General features: G+C 73.7%; 13 protein-coding genes and 1 pseudogene. 7 read left to right on the plus strand and 7 right to left on the minus strand.

All coding sequences use genetic code 11. The features are described from left to right. Window positions 1-92: 92 nt before the first annotated feature. The 7 genes from SAVERM_RS31785 (at window position 93) to lgt (ending at window position 6,331) form a co-directional block, all read left to right on the plus strand. Window positions 93-581, plus strand: a complete 489-nt coding sequence (locus SAVERM_RS31785) for a DUF2752 domain-containing protein (RefSeq protein WP_010987575.1) — start codon at window positions 93-95, stop codon at window positions 579-581. A 165-nt stretch (window positions 582-746) separates the two neighbouring features. Beyond that, entirely contained in the window at window positions 747-1,556 is an 810-nt protein-coding gene (trpC, locus tag SAVERM_RS31790; RefSeq protein ID WP_010987576.1) for an indole-3-glycerol phosphate synthase TrpC, read from the plus strand. 106 nt (window positions 1,557-1,662) lie between these two features. After that, window positions 1,663-1,872 (plus strand): tryptophan biosynthesis modulator TrpM, encoded by a 210-nt coding sequence (trpM, locus tag SAVERM_RS31795; protein ID WP_037646930.1) that lies wholly within the window; start codon window positions 1,663-1,665, stop codon window positions 1,870-1,872. Between the two features lie 314 nt (window positions 1,873-2,186). After that, a complete protein-coding gene (trpB, locus tag SAVERM_RS31800) occupies window positions 2,187-3,473 on the plus strand; it encodes a tryptophan synthase subunit beta (RefSeq protein WP_010987578.1) in 1,287 nt (428 codons plus the stop codon). Continuing rightward, the gene (gene trpA, locus SAVERM_RS31805; protein ID WP_010987579.1) at window positions 3,470-4,303 is read left to right on the plus strand and encodes a tryptophan synthase subunit alpha; all 834 of its coding nucleotides are present in this window, start codon (window positions 3,470-3,472) and stop codon (window positions 4,301-4,303) included. Before trpB ends, trpA begins: the two co-directional genes overlap by 4 nt. A 112-nt stretch (window positions 4,304-4,415) precedes the next feature. Continuing rightward, window positions 4,416-5,192 (plus strand): DsbA family protein, encoded by a 777-nt coding sequence (locus SAVERM_RS31810; protein WP_037646931.1) that lies wholly within the window; start codon window positions 4,416-4,418, stop codon window positions 5,190-5,192. Between the two features lie 116 nt (window positions 5,193-5,308). Beyond that, the gene (gene lgt, locus SAVERM_RS31815) at window positions 5,309-6,331 is read left to right on the plus strand and encodes a prolipoprotein diacylglyceryl transferase (protein ID WP_010987581.1); all 1,023 of its coding nucleotides are present in this window, start codon (window positions 5,309-5,311) and stop codon (window positions 6,329-6,331) included. Between the two features lie 52 nt (window positions 6,332-6,383). Here lgt and SAVERM_RS31820 read toward each other — a convergent pair whose 3' ends face one another. The 7 genes and pseudogenes from SAVERM_RS31820 to SAVERM_RS31845 form a co-directional block, all read right to left on the minus strand. Beyond that, complete coding sequence (locus SAVERM_RS31820) at window positions 6,384-7,241, minus strand: HpcH/HpaI aldolase/citrate lyase family protein (RefSeq protein WP_010987582.1); 858 nt, start codon at window positions 7,239-7,241, stop codon at window positions 6,384-6,386. Next, window positions 7,238-8,446, minus strand: a complete 1,209-nt coding sequence (locus SAVERM_RS31825) for a CaiB/BaiF CoA transferase family protein (protein WP_010987583.1) — start codon at window positions 8,444-8,446, stop codon at window positions 7,238-7,240. Before SAVERM_RS31825 ends, SAVERM_RS31820 begins: the two co-directional genes overlap by 4 nt. Beyond that, the gene (locus SAVERM_RS42845) at window positions 8,443-8,583 is read right to left on the minus strand and encodes a hypothetical protein (RefSeq protein WP_154696740.1); all 141 of its coding nucleotides are present in this window, start codon (window positions 8,581-8,583) and stop codon (window positions 8,443-8,445) included. Before SAVERM_RS42845 ends, SAVERM_RS31825 begins: the two co-directional genes overlap by 4 nt. After that, the gene (locus tag SAVERM_RS31830) at window positions 8,580-9,953 is read right to left on the minus strand and encodes an ADP-ribosylglycohydrolase family protein (RefSeq protein ID WP_010987584.1); all 1,374 of its coding nucleotides are present in this window, start codon (window positions 9,951-9,953) and stop codon (window positions 8,580-8,582) included. The genes SAVERM_RS42845 and SAVERM_RS31830 overlap by 4 nt, the downstream gene beginning before the upstream one ends. Then, entirely contained in the window at window positions 9,950-11,146 is a 1,197-nt protein-coding gene (locus tag SAVERM_RS31835; protein WP_010987585.1) for an ADP-ribosylglycohydrolase family protein, read from the minus strand. Before SAVERM_RS31835 ends, SAVERM_RS31830 begins: the two co-directional genes overlap by 4 nt. Before the next feature lie 7 nt (window positions 11,147-11,153). Next, window positions 11,154-12,396 (minus strand): annotated as a pseudogene (locus SAVERM_RS31840) (ADP-ribosylglycohydrolase family protein). Further along, complete coding sequence (locus tag SAVERM_RS31845; RefSeq protein WP_010987588.1) at window positions 12,393-13,679, minus strand: ADP-ribosylglycohydrolase family protein; 1,287 nt, start codon at window positions 13,677-13,679, stop codon at window positions 12,393-12,395. The pseudogene SAVERM_RS31840 and the gene SAVERM_RS31845 overlap by 4 nt, the downstream one beginning before the upstream one ends. Window positions 13,680-13,812: the final 133 nt, after the last annotated feature.

A 13,812-nucleotide genomic window follows, 5' to 3' on the forward strand; every position in this document is an offset into this window, starting at 1 on the left:
GGCTTCGAGAGGCGGTCCCGGCGTCCAGTGCCGGGGCCGCCTTCGCGTGTCCGTACCCGGCGGGTGGGCGGCGCGGACGGGGCGGGGGCAGAATGCGTGGGGTGAACGCACAATCCCAGTGGGTGACGCGGCCGGGCGCGGATCAGCCGGGCGCGGATCAGCCGGACGCGGGCGCGGGGCCCACGGCCGTGCTGCGGCGGCTCGCTGTCCCCGGCGGGGTGCTCGCGGCCGTCGTCGGGGCCTTCGCGTACGTCGGGGCGGTCGATCCCAACCAGCCGGGGCACTACCCGGTCTGTCCGCTGCTCCGCTTCACCGGCGTCTACTGCCCCGGCTGCGGCGGACTGCGCAGCGCGCACGCCTTCGTGCACGGGGACCTCTCGGCCGCGCTCACGGACAACGCGGTGGCCGTGGCCGGCTACTTCGTGTTCGCCGTGGTGTGGACTTTCTGGGTGGTACGGGCGGCGCGCGGACGGCCGGTGCGGATCGACCTGGGGCCGGTGCATCTGTGGAGCGTGGGCGCGTTGCTGCTGGTCTTCACCGTTGTCCGGAACCTGCCGTTCGGTGGCTGGCTGCATCCTTGATCGAATGGCAAACGTCCAGGTAGTGGGACCGGCATCCACCGGATGCGGAGCCTTGGCCGTCCTCCGGATACCATCGGAGTGACCGTCGGTATCGCCCAGAGAGGCGGTCCCGATGTCCCCAAGCCCACCGCTTGAACTTCAACCGTCAGGAAGGGGGCCGCTCGCGTGAGTGTGCTCGACGAGATCATCGACGGAGTCCGTGCCGACCTCGCGGAGCGGCAGGCGCGGGTCAGCCTCGACGAGCTCAAGGAGCGCGTGGCGAAGGCACCCGCGGCCAAGGACGGCGTGGCCGCCCTGCGCGGCGACGGCGTCAAGGTGATCTGCGAGGTCAAGCGGTCCAGCCCGTCCAAGGGCGCGCTCGCCGCGATCGCCGACCCCGCGGCTCTGGCGGCGGACTACGAGGCGGGCGGCGCGTCCGTCATCTCCGTCCTGACCGAGCAGCGCCGCTTCGGCGGCTCCCTCGCCGACCTGGAGGCCGTCCGCGCCAAGGTCGACATCCCCGTTCTGCGCAAGGACTTCATCGTCACGTCGTACCAGCTGTGGGAGGCCCGGGCGTACGGCGCCGACCTCGCGCTGCTGATCGTGGCCGCCCTGGAGCAGCCCGCCCTGGAGTCGCTGATCGAGCGCGCCGTGTCCATCGGGCTCACGCCGATCGTCGAGGTGCACGACGAGGACGAGGCCGAGCGGGCGGTGGACGCGGGCGCGAAGGTGATCGGCGTCAACGCGCGCAACCTGAAGACGCTCAAGGTCGACCGCACCACGTTCGAGCGGGTCGCCCCGGAGATCCCCGAGGGGATCGTGAAGATCGCCGAGTCCGGCGTCCGCGGCCCGCACGACCTCATCGCGTACGCCAATGCCGGCGCCGACGCCGTCCTGGTGGGCGAGTCCCTCGTCACCGGGCGCGACCCGAAGGCGGCGGTCGCCGACCTGGTGGCGGCCGGTACGCATCCCGCCCTGCGGCACGGCCGGGGCTGACACCTCGATGACCACCGCCGACCGGGCTCTCGCCGCCGTCACCGTCCGTCCGGGCTCCGGCCTCGACGGTGGTGGCGCCGTGGCGTGCGTGCGGTCGGTCGTACCGGTGCCGGTGGTGGCCGCTCAGGCGCCCCTCTCCGCGGCCCGGGACCCCTATGCCCGGCTGGCCCGCGGCTGCCGTCCGCGCGGCTGCCGGGCACCGGCCCGACGGGTGCACGGGCGACGGGTGCGGTACGTGATCGGCGACGAGCCGGGCCAGGTCAACGGCATGCGATGGCGCCGGGGTGCGCGCGTGCGCACCCTGCGGGCCGGCTGAACCGACTCCGGTTCGCGACCGGTGCCGCTGCCGCTGCCGGCGATCCCCCGACGGGGGTTCGGGCCGGTTCGGCACCGCCGACCTGCGCCGTGGGAGTAGCTCGCCGTCGCGACGGCGTGAGCCGCCCGGCGGCGGGACTCTCCCCGGGGCAGAGCGGCGGAACGCTCCCCTTCCGAGCGCTGTCTCCCGCGCTGCCCCTGCCGACGGCGGGAGCGGGCGGCGGACGAGACACCCCCGGTGGAGCCCCGCGCGCGCTACTGACGTGACCGTTGTCCGACCTGTAACCGGGGCTGTCGCCCCTGCGAGGTAACCGCATGTCCAGCGAGTTCTTCATTCCCGACCCCGAGGGTCAAGTCCCCACCGCCGAGGGCTACTTCGGCGCTTTCGGCGGCAAGTTCATCCCGGAGGCCCTGGTCGCCGCCGTGGACGAGGTCGCCGTCGAGTACGACAAGGCCAAGGCCGACCCCGAGTTCGCCCGTGAACTGGACGACCTGCTCGTCCACTACACCGGCCGCCCGAGCGCCCTCACCGAGGTCTCCCGCTTCGCCGAGCACGCCGGTGGCGCCCGCGTCTTCCTGAAGCGGGAGGACCTCAACCACACCGGCTCCCACAAGATCAACAACGTGCTCGGGCAGGCCCTGCTCACCCGGCGCATGGGCAAGACCCGCGTCATCGCGGAGACCGGCGCGGGACAGCACGGCGTCGCCACCGCCACCGCCTGTGCGCTCTTCGGCCTCGACTGCACCATCTACATGGGCGAGATCGACACCCAGCGCCAGGCCCTCAACGTCGCGCGGATGCGCATGCTCGGCGCCGAGGTCATCGCCGTGAAGTCCGGCAGCCGCACCCTCAAGGACGCCATCAACGAGGCGTTCCGGGACTGGGTCGCCAACGTCGACCGCACCCACTACCTCTTCGGGACCGTCGCCGGCCCCCACCCCTTCCCCGCCATGGTGCGCGACTTCCACCGCGTCATCGGGGTCGAGGCGCGCCGGCAGATCCTGGAGCGCGCCGGACGTCTGCCCGACGCGGCCGTCGCCTGCGTCGGCGGCGGCTCCAACGCGATCGGGCTGTTCCACGCCTTCATCCCCGACACCGGCGTCCGCCTCATCGGCTGCGAGCCCGCGGGCCACGGCCTGGAGACGGGTGAGCACGCGGCCACCCTCACCGCCGGCGAGCCCGGCATCCTGCACGGATCGCGCTCGTACGTCCTCCAGGACGACGAAGGGCAGATCACCGAGCCCTACTCGATCTCGGCCGGGCTCGACTACCCGGGCATCGGACCCGAGCACGCCTACCTCAAGGACAGCGGTCGCGGCGAGTACCGCGCGGTCACCGACGACGCGGCCATGCAGGCCCTGCGCCTGCTCTCCCGCACCGAGGGCATCATCCCGGCCATCGAGAGCGCCCACGCGCTCGCCGGTGCCCTGGAGATCGGCAAGGAACTGGGCAAGGACGGGCTGATCCTCGTCAACCTGTCCGGGCGCGGCGACAAGGACATGGACACGGCCGCCCGCTACTTCGGCCTGTACGACACCGACGCGTCCGTCGCCGCGGACGCCGACAGCGACATCGCCGAGATCGAGGGGGACGCCAAGTGAGCGGCGCCGCATTTTCCCGTCAGAGGGGCCAACTGCTGAGCGACACCCTCGCCGCCGCGAAGGCGGAGGGGCGGTCCGCCCTCATCGCCTATCTGCCGGCCGGGTTCCCGACCGTCGACGGGGGCATCGCCGCCATCAAGGCCGTCTTCGACGGCGGCGCCGATGTCGTCGAGGTCGGACTCCCGCACAGCGACCCCGTCCTCGACGGCCCCGTCATCCAGACCGCCGACGACATCGCCCTGCGGGGCGGCGTCAGGATCGCCGACGTCATGCGGACGGTCCGGGAGGCGCACGAGGCGACGGGCAAGCCGGTCCTCGTGATGACGTACTGGAACCCCATCGACCGCTACGGCGTCGAGCGGTTCACCGCCGAGCTCGCGGAAGCGGGCGGAGCGGGCTGCATCCTGCCCGACCTCCCGGTGCAGGAGTCGGCGCTGTGGCGGGAGCACGCCGAGAAGCACGGCCTCGCGACGGTCTTCGTGGTCGCGCCCAGCAGCAAGGACGCCCGGCTCGCCGAGATCACCGCGGCGGGCTCCGGCTTCGTGTACGCGGCCTCGCTGATGGGCGTCACCGGTACCCGCGCGTCCGTGGGCGAGCAGGCGCAGGACCTGGTGCGGCGCACCAGGGCCACCACCGACCTGCCCGTCTGCGTCGGCCTCGGCGTCTCCAACGCCACGCAGGCCGCGGAGGTCGCCGGCTTCGCCGACGGCGTGATCGTCGGGTCGGCGTTCGTGAAGCTGATGCTGGACGCCGAGGACGAGGCGGCGGGTCTTGAGGCCGTACGGGCGCTGGCCGGCGAACTGGCCAAGGGCGTGCGCGGCGGCGACTGACAGCGGGCCCTCCACGACGCCTGCGCGTACGTAGGGGACAAACCGCTCACCCGAACGGGTGGACCTGGGACCGGGGAGGCGCGCTGTGCCTCCCCGGTTCGTTCTGCCGGATGTGAGCGAGAAGAACCGTGAGGGAAAGCGCACCGCCCGTGAGCGGCTGGTGGTCGAGCGTGAGAAGCAAAAGGCCGCCGAGAGGCGCCGCCGGGCGCTGATCGTCGGGGCGTCGGTGGTGTGTGTCCTGGCTCTCGCGGCCGTGGTGGGCGTGCTGGCCGCGAACTCCGGCAAGGACAAGAAGAGCGCCTCGGACGGCCCGGCCGTGGCGCCCTCGGGCGCGACGGGCAAGGACGGCCTGGCGATCCCGGTCGGCAAGGACACCGCCAAGTCGTCGCTCACGGTGTGGGAGGACTTCCGCTGCCCGGCCTGCAAGATCTTCGAGACCACATACCGGCCCACGCTGCACGAACTGGTCGGCGCCGGAAAGCTGAAGATCGACTACCACCTGGTCACGATCATCGACGACGGCAGGGGCGGCAGCGGCTCCCGCCAGGCCGCCAATGCCGCGGCCTGCGCCCAGGACGCCGGAAAGTTCACCGCGTACCACGACGTCCTGTACGACAACCAGCCGGACGAGACCGTGGACTCGTTCGCGGACGACAGCAAGCTCATCGAACTCGCCGGCAAGGTCGACGGCCTGGACACCCCGGCGTTCCGGAAGTGCGTCAAGGACGGCACGCACAACAGCTGGGTCGTGAAGTCGAACGCCGCCTTCGACAGCGGCGGCTTCAAAGGCACGCCGACCGTGCTGTTCGGCGGCAAGAACCTCGCCGCGGACCCGACGATGACCCCGGCGAAGCTGAAGCAGATGGTGGAGGCGGCGAACAAGGGCTGAGGCCCGCGACCGCCCGCTGCGCCCCGGTCCGAAAGGGCCGGGGCGCCCTGCGTTATGGAGCCGTAGCCGGGTGGGTTGCCAGGCTGTGTGTCCGGCAGGGTAGCGTCGTCCCTGCCATGGAACTTGCCTACATTCCCAGCCCGGCGCGTGGGGTGCTGTACCTCGGCCCCATTCCACTGCGCGGCTACGCGTTCTGCATCATCATCGGCGTCTTCGTGGCCGTCTGGCTCGGCAACAAACGCTGGGTCGCCCGCGGTGGGCGCCCCGGCACGGTGGCCGACATCGCGGTCTGGGCCGTGCCGTTCGGTCTTGTCGGCGGGCGGCTGTACCACGTCATCACGGACTACGAGCTGTACTTCAGCGAGGGCCGTGACTGGGTGGACGCCTTCAAGATCTGGGAGGGCGGCCTCGGCATCTGGGGCGCGATCGCGCTGGGTGCGGTGGGGGCGTGGATCGGCTGCCGGCGCCGCGGCATCCCGCTGCCGGCCTGGGCCGACGCCGTCGCCCCCGGCATCGCCTTCGCGCAGGCCTTCGGCCGCTGGGGCAACTGGTTCAACCAGGAGCTGTACGGGCGCGAGACGCACGTTCCCTGGGCGCTGCACATCACGTCCTCGACGGACGGACGGGTGCCGGGGTACTACCACCCGACGTTCCTGTACGAGTCGTTGTGGTGCGTCGGCGTCGGCTTCCTGGTCATCTGGGCCGACCGCCGCTTCAAGCTGGGCCACGGCCGGGCGTTCGCGCTGTACGTCGCCGCGTACTGCGTGGGCCGCGCGTGGATCGAGTACATGCGCGTCGACGACGCCCACCACATCCTGGGTGTGCGCCTCAACGACTGGACCGCGATCGCTGTGTTCCTCCTCGCGGTGCTCTACATCGTGCTGTCGTCGCGGAAGCGGCCGGGGCGTGAGGAGATCGTCGAGCCGGGTGCCTCCGACACCGGAACCGGTGCGGACGACCCGGTGGACCTCGGCAAGGACGAGGATAAGGCCACCACGGACAAGGCCACGGCCACGGACACGTCCACAACCACGGACAAGTCCACGGACCGGGGCAAGAACGAGGACGAGAACGAGGGCGAGGACGCCGAGCCGTCGGAGAAGACGGAGAGCGCGGCCGAGTCGGCCAAGAAGGTCTGAGGGTCGTTCATACGTCGATGAGGGCGCCGTATCGCTGGATACGGCGCCCTCATCAGTTCAGGCGGCGCGCGAGCGCCAGTGTGCGCTGGGCCCCCGTCACCACCGCCGTGTCGATGAAGCGGCCGTCCGGGAGGGCCTGGGCGCCCGGGTCCCTCGCCGCGGCCTTGACGATCTCCTCAGCCGTGGCGATCTCCTGCGGAGTCGGGAGATAGGCCCGCTCGATGACCGGCAGCTGGCGCGGATGGATCGCCGCGCGGCCCAGGAAACCCAGGGCCCGGCCGCGGGCGCAGGACGCGGCCAGGCCCTCCAGGTCCCGGATGTCCGGGTGGATCGACTGCGTCGGCGGCGGCAGCCGCGCCGCCCGTGCGGCCACCACCACCCGCGCCCGCGACCAGTCCAGGCCCGCGTCCTCCCGTACCCCCAGATCCGCCCGTAGATCCGTCTCGCCCAGCGAGACGCCCCGCACGTCCGGATGCGCCGACGCGATCGCGAACGCCTGTTCCACGCCCAGGGCCGTTTCCAGGAGGGCGTGGAGCGGGATCGCGCCGCCCTCCGCGCGTGTGCCGCCCTCCGTGGGGGCGGCGCGTTCCGCGACGCGGACCACGTCCGCGGGCGAGGTCACCTTGGGCAGGCGCAGGCCGGAGAGGCCCGGGAGCGCCGTGAGTGCCTTGAGATCGGCCTCCAGCCAGGGACCGTCCAGGGCGTTCACGCGTACGTGGACCGGGACCGGCTGCCGCTGCGTGAGCCGTTCCGCCGTCGCGGCGCGGGCGTAGTCCTTGCGGTCCGGGGGGACCGCGTCCTCCAGGTCGATCAGGACGACGTCCGCCCCGCAGGCGAGGGCCTTGCCCACCACCTCGGGTCGGTCGCCGGGCGCGTACAGCCAGGTGAGCGGGAAGGACTCCGCGGTCACAGGGCGCCTTCCGATCTCAGCGCGGTGATCTCGGCTTCCGCCAGGCCCAGTTCGGTCAGTACCGCCTCCGTGTCCGCGCCGTGCGGACGGCCCGCCCAGCGGATCGCGCCGGGGGTGGAGGAGAGCCGGAAGAGGATGTTCTGCATCCGGAGCGGGCCCAGTTCGGGGTCGTCGGGGATCGTGGTGACCGTGTCCAGCGCGGCGTACTGCGGATCCGTCATCACGTCCCGCACATCCTGGATGGGGGCCACCGCCGCCTCCGCCTTCTCGAACGCCTCCAGGACCTCGGTGCGGGTGTGGCGGGCGATCCAGGCACCCACCGCCTCGTCCAGGACGTCCGTGTGGCGGGCCCGGTCCGCGCCCGTCGCGAACCACGGCTCGGCGATCAGCTCCGGGCGGCCCACCAGGATCATCAACCGTTCCGCGATCGACTGCGCGGACGTGGAGACCGCGACCCACGAACCGTCCGCCGTGCGGTACGTGTTGCGGGGCGCGTTGTTCGCGGAACGGTTGCCGGTGCGCGGCTGCACGTGGCCGAGCTGGTCGTACCAGATCGGCTGCGGGCCGAGGACCGTGAGGATCGGCTCGATGATCGCCATGTCGATCACCTGGCCCGCACCGGTGCGGTCGCGGGCGGCGAGGGCCGTCATCACCGCGTAGGCGGTCGCGAGGCCCGCGATCGAGTCGGCCAGGCCGAAGGGCGGGAGCACCGGGGGCGCGTCCGGCTCGCCCGTGATCGCCGCGAAGCCGCTCATCGCCTCCGCGAGCGTGCCGAAGCCGGGGCGGCGCGCGTACGGGCCGAACTGGCCGAAGCCGGTGACCCGGGCGAGGACGAGCCGGGGGTTCGCGGCCGACAGCTCCTCCCATCCCAGGTCCCACTTCTCCAGCGTGCCGGGGCGGAAGTTCTCGATGATCACGTCGGTCGTCGCGGCGAGGCGCAGCAGGGTCGTGCGGCCGCCGGGCCGGGACAGGTCCAGGGTCATCGTGCGCTTGTTGCGGCCGAGGAGCTTCCACCACAGGCCCACGCCGTCCTTCGACGGGCCGTGGCCGCGGGAGGGATCCGGTTTCGCCGGGTGCTCGACCTTGATCACCTCGGCGCCGAAGTCGCCGAGCATGGTGGCGGCGATCGGTCCGGCGAAGAGGGTCGCGAGGTCGACGACGCGCAGACCGGTGAGCGGGGCGGCGGTGTCGGGCGGCGTACTCATGAGGGCTGCCCGTCGGTCGCGCCGCCGGGTGCCGTACGGACGTCCCGTCCCGTCACGGGCTGCCCGCGCCGCGGTGCCTCGGTGACGTACGCGACCAGGTCCGGGTTCGTGCTGCGGAGCACGGCGATGTGGGTCATGGGCGGTGGGCCTCCCGGTGTGTGAGGTGGGCGAGGGTGTCGAAGCCGACGCCGTTGAAGTCGGCCACGGAGGTGGCGAGTCGGTTCTTGAGGGGGGTGGTCCAGCGGTCGGGGAGGGCGGTCGGGCGGCCGGCCAGCAGACCGGCGATGCCGCCTGCCGTCGCGCCGTTCGAGTCGGTGTCCCAGCCGCCCGCCACGGCGCGGCAGACGGAGCCGCTGAAGTCGCCGTCCGCGTGGGTGAGGGCGGCGGCGATCAGGGCGGTGTTGGGGACGGCGTGGACCCAGTGGTAGCCGCGGTGGGTGGCGTGCAGTTCGTCGACGACCGTGTCGAAGTCCTCTGTGGTGGCGGCCAGGTGGACCGCGTGACGGACGGCCCTGGCCAGCCGGGAGTGCGGCGGGACGACGGTGAGGCCGGTGCGCAGGCAGTGGTGGATGCCGTGGTGGCCGGTGGCGGCCTCGGCGATGGTGGCGGCCGTGAACATCGCCGCGTAGACGCCGTTCGCGGTGTGGGTGAGGGTGGCGTCGCGGTGGGCCTGGGCCGCGGCGGCCGCCGGGTCTCCCGGGTTGGTCCAGCCGTGCACGTCCGCGCGGATCAGGGCGCCGATCCACTCGCGGAACGGGTTGCGGTGGCGGGCCGTGCGCGGGGGCTCGATGCCGTCGAGGAGGTTGCGGTACGCGATGCGCTCCGCGGTGAACGTGCGGCCGGCGGGGAGTTCGTCGAGCCAGAGGCGGGCGACTTCGGCGGTGCTGAAGCCCTTGCCGTGGCGCTGGAGCAACAGGATGTTCAGGAGGGGGTAGTTGAGGTCGTCGTCCTCCGGCATGCCGTCGATGTTCTCGGCGAGGGAGGTGGTTGCCGAGCGGCGGTTCCAGGGGTGGGCCGCGGCGAGTTCCGGGGGGAGGCCGCGGGCCGTGAACCAGGTGTGCAGGGGCCAGTTGCCGGTGGCCCGGGCGAGCCGGCGGATGCCGTCGAGGGGGAGCTTCTCCACCGGCTTGCCCAGGAGGCAGCCGGCCGCTCTGCCCAGCCAGGCGGCTTCCAGACGGTCGTGGGCCGGTGGCGTGGCGGGGGAGGGCTGGGGCCGCGACGGCCACTTCGGGCAGCGGGCCCTGATGTTCGCCAGGTCCGTCGGCTCCTGGTCCGCCAGCCGGCTCGGCAGGTCCGCCAGTTCGGCCAGCAGGTCCTCGGCCAGTATCCGCAGGTACGGCGAGACCGGTCCCCGCGACGCGCCCGCCCGTTCCGGGGCCTTTTGGCCGCCCGCCGCCCGCCAGCGGGCCGCGATCGCGTACGGTTCGCGGCCGTCCTGGGCCGCCTGGTGGAGTTCGTGGCCGAGCAGGTCCTCGGGCTGGACCCAGGTCAGCCGGAGCGCGCTCACCGCCGGTCCGCCAGCGTCGCGTACGCCGACTCGTGGGCCCGGCGGCGGCGGACGTCCCGTTCGAAGATCTCGCGGGTGACCTCCGTGAGGGTCCGCGCCGGGGCGTGCAGGTCGAGGCGGCTCGCCCGCGCCACCGTCTTCGCCCAGTCGTGCGGGACGGCCGCGCCCAGCGCGCCCGCGACCGCGCCGGCCATCGTGGCGATGGAGTCGCAGTCCCGGCCGTAGTTGACCGCGCCGAGCACGGCGTGCCGGTAGTCGCCGCCGGCCACCACCAACATGCCGAGGGCCACCGGGAGTTCCTCGATCGCGTGGAGGCGGGAGGGGCGGCGGGCGCCGAGGGAAGGGGTGCGGTAGTCCGGGCCCACGGTGTCGAACGGAGCCACCGCCGCGCGCAGCGGCCCGAGGGCCGACTCGAAGTCCGTGTGCCGGGACGCCGCTTCGCAGACCGCCTCGATCGCCGAGCGGGTGCCGTCCTTCGCCAGCGCCAGGCACGCGGTGACCACCGAGTCCGCCGTCGCGCCCGGTGCGCAGGCCGCCGCGACCGCCGCCGCGAGGACACCGGCCGCCTCCCTGCCGTACGACGACTGGTGCGCGCCCGCGATGTCCAGCGCCTCGGCGTACGCGCCCGCCGGGTTGGCCGCGTTGACCAGGCCGACCGGGGCCATGTACATCGCGGCGCCGCAGTTGACGATGTTGCCGGCGCCGGCCTCACGGGGATCGACGTGGCCGTAGTGCAGGCGGGCCACCAGCCACTTCTCGGCGAGGAAGATCCGTTGGAGGGGGAGGGCCTCGGCCTCCAGTTCCGGGATCCAGCGGGGGGAGGTCATCAGGTCGGGGACGAGGTGCTCGGCGATCGCGTACGCGTCGAGGTGATCGCGGACCGTGGCGTACACACGTACCAGCGCGTGCGTCAGCAAGGTGTCGTCGGTGACGTGCCCGTCGCCCTTGTGGTACGGGGCGATGGGGCGGGCCGTGCGCCAGGCGTCGCCGTTCCAGGGGCCGACGACGCCGTGGACGCGCCCGCCGTGGCGTTCGAGGATCTGCTCGGGCGTGTAGCCCTCGACGGGACCGCCGAGGGCGTCGCCGACCGCGGCCCCGACGAGGGCGCCGGTGATCCGTGCGTCGAGGGGCGGGGTGGACGTCTCGTCGAGGGGCGGCGGAGACGTCTCGCAGAGGGGTGATTTGGGCGTCATGCCCGAATCATCCCCCCGGTGTGGTCAGTTCCGTGGCTCCCAGGAGTTCGGCGAGTTCTACCAGGTCGGTGCCGGTCAGGCGGGGCAGCGCGCAGCCGGAGAGGGTGCGGCAGGCGTCGCGCCAGGCGGCCGGGATCTCCGCGCCGCCGCCGAGCGCGCCGGTCAGCGCGCCCGCCAGCGCCGGGGCCGAGTCCGCGACCCGCGACAGGCAGGCGGCGGCGGGCACGGCCTCGGCGATCCGGCCGCGGGCGGCGGTGGCGAGCGCGAGGGCGACCGGTACGGTCTCCGCCGCGGCGATGCCGTAGCTGTAGACGTGGTCCACGATCTGGTGCTCAAGGAGGGGCACGATGGCGAACGTGCCGTCGCCCGAACGGGCCAGCCGGAGCGCGTGCCGGGCGTTGCGGCCGATCTCCGTCGACTCGGGGAGTTCGGCGAGGGCCGCGTCCGCGCAGGCGTCGACGTCCGCCCCGGCGAGGGCGAGCGCGAGCGCGGCGGCCATGGCGCGGGCGCCGTGCACTCCGTCGCCGTCCTGGGTGTAGCGGGCGTCGAACTCGGCCAGCTCGGCGGCGAGCCGGGGTTCTCCGGGGTGCGCGACGGCCAGGACGCAGGCCCGTACGCAGGCCGCGTCGTCGAAGTAGTGGGGGTTGTCGTGGCCGGTGGCGGGCGGGCGCAGCCCCGGTGGCGAGGTTGCCGAGGCCTGCCCGCACGGAGATCCGGGCGCGCAGCGGGAGCAGCGCGGACTCGACCTCGGGGGCGCGTTCGGCCGCGGCGGCGACCTCGCTGGCGACGGCGTTCCAGGACAGGTCGATGGCCGCGCGCATCCGCCGCTCGTGGCTCAGGTCCCCGAGCACGTTCCCGTCGCCGGCCCGCAGTACCGCCTCCGCCGCGAACGCCGCCCACTCGGCGTCGTCGGACGGGCCGAGCCGCAGTGGCTCCGGCGGCTGATTGAGCGCGATCGGCACGGGGAGGGTGGTGGTCGCGTTCTGCTCGGCGAAGGTGTCCAGCTCACGGGTGAGCCGCCGGGTCCACTCGGGCATGCGTGCGGCCCGGTGCCGGGCGGCGGGCCAGCCGGCGGCGTCCCCCGCGGCGAGGCCCAGGAGGAGGCCTTCGATACGACGGGGGTGCGGTGCGCCGACGGCGCGGATGTCGAGGGCGCGGTCGGCCGCGGGCGCGGGGGGCGGATCGTGCGCCTCCGCCGCCGAGGCCCCCGAGCTCTCACCCGGCTCGTCTCCCACCAGGCCGGGCCTCATCGCTCCACCTCGTCGTCGTCGCCGGCCGGTACGAACGCGTCCGAGGCGAGCACGAAGACGCCCGGATCGGGGCCGGGCCACCGGCGGGGCAGCTCTCGTACGAGTCCGCCCGGCCCCCGTACGAGCCCGTCCGCCTCCTTGCCCCGCCCCCCCAGGCCGCCCAGCCCGCCCAGTCCGTCCAGTCCGGCGAGGCCGGCGAGTCCGCCCAGTCCGGCGAGTCCGGCCGGCCCGTCCAGTCCGTTCCAGCCGGGGGCCAGTACCCCCGCCCCCCACTTCCCCTCGTCCTCCGCGCCCGGTGTCAGCAACTCCGCGATGTCCAGGACGTGGTGGCCCTCCATGGACGGCAGGCAACTGCCGCGCGCCGGGCCGATCGCCGCCGCCCACGCCGCCGGGATCGACGAGGCGCCCCGCGTCGCACCCGCCAGGGCGCCCGCCACCGCCGCCGTCGTGTCGGCGTCCCGCCCCATGTTGACCGCGGTGAGCACCGACTCCGTGAAGTCGCCGTCGGCCGCCGCGTACGCGCCGAACGCGAGGGCGACCGCCTCGGGGGCGAGGTCCGTCCACGGGTAGCCGCCGATCACGACCGCGGAGCGGACCGCGCGTTCGCCGCGATGGGCGACCGCGACCGCCCGGCGCAGCGAGCGGGCCGTCCAGGAGTCTTCGGGGACGACCGCCAGGGCCGAGGCCACCACCGCGATCGTCGGCGCGCCGGCCATCGCCGCCGCCACGCCCGCGGCCACCGCCTGGCCGCCGTAGATTCCCTCGCCGTCGTGGCTCACCGAGCCGTCGATCGCCACCAGCCGGGCCGCTTCGGCGGGGCGGCCCGCCGCGAAGACGCCGAAGGGGGCCGCGCGCATCGCGAGCCCGTCGCTCCACGCGTGCCGGTGCTGGGCCGAGATCGGTGCGGCAAGGCCCCGGCGCAGGTTCTCCAGCGTGCCCCGCTCGCTGAATCCCGCCCCTTTGAACGGCCCCTCGTCCCGGTCGGCGATCCACTGGTGCCAGGCCGCCTCCACATGCGCGACCGTGAGCGCCGAGCCGTGCCGGGCCAGGAGGAGGCCGGAGAAGATCGCGTACTCCGTGTCGTCGGTGCCCGCCGGGTTGTCGGCCACGTACCCCGTGATGCGACCCCAGCGCGCCCGGATCTCGGACGGCTTCATGTTCTCGGCGGGCGCGCCCAGCGCGTCCCCGACGGCGAGGCCGAGCAGCGCGCCGCGCGCCCGTTCACGGAGATCGGCGGCGTCTCCGGGCGCCGGGACCGAGGGAATGCAGGCGATGGAAGCCATGGGTGCCTCTCCTCTCAGGGCACGGACCCCCTTTGCGGATCTGTGCCACCTGAGGGGCGGAGCAGAGCCTCAGGCGCCCCAGAGTCACCCGGTCGACATCTGTGCAGGGCCCTCCACGAATGAGCATTGAAGG

This window comes from Streptomyces avermitilis MA-4680 = NBRC 14893, from assembly GCF_000009765.2.
Lineage (GTDB): Bacteria > Actinomycetota > Actinomycetes > Streptomycetales > Streptomycetaceae > Streptomyces > Streptomyces avermitilis.

Excerpts from the sequence above, each read along its gene's own strand:
- SAVERM_RS31785 (WP_010987575.1), top strand. The coding sequence starts at position 93 with ATGCGTGGGGTGAACGCACAATCCCAGTGGGTGACGCGGCCGGGCGCG.
- trpB (WP_010987578.1), top strand. The coding sequence starts at position 2,187 with ATGTCCAGCGAGTTCTTCATTCCCGACCCCGAGGGTCAAGTCCCCACC.
- lgt (WP_010987581.1), top strand. The coding sequence starts at position 5,309 with ATGGAACTTGCCTACATTCCCAGCCCGGCGCGTGGGGTGCTGTACCTC.
- SAVERM_RS31825 (WP_010987583.1), bottom strand. The coding sequence starts at position 8,446 with ATGAGTACGCCGCCCGACACCGCCGCCCCGCTCACCGGTCTGCGCGTC.
- SAVERM_RS42845 (WP_154696740.1), bottom strand. The coding sequence starts at position 8,583 with ATGACCCACATCGCCGTGCTCCGCAGCACGAACCCGGACCTGGTCGCG.
- SAVERM_RS31835 (WP_010987585.1), bottom strand. The coding sequence starts at position 11,146 with ATGACGCCCAAATCACCCCTCTGCGAGACGTCTCCGCCGCCCCTCGAC.
- SAVERM_RS31845 (WP_010987588.1), bottom strand. The coding sequence starts at position 13,679 with ATGGCTTCCATCGCCTGCATTCCCTCGGTCCCGGCGCCCGGAGACGCC.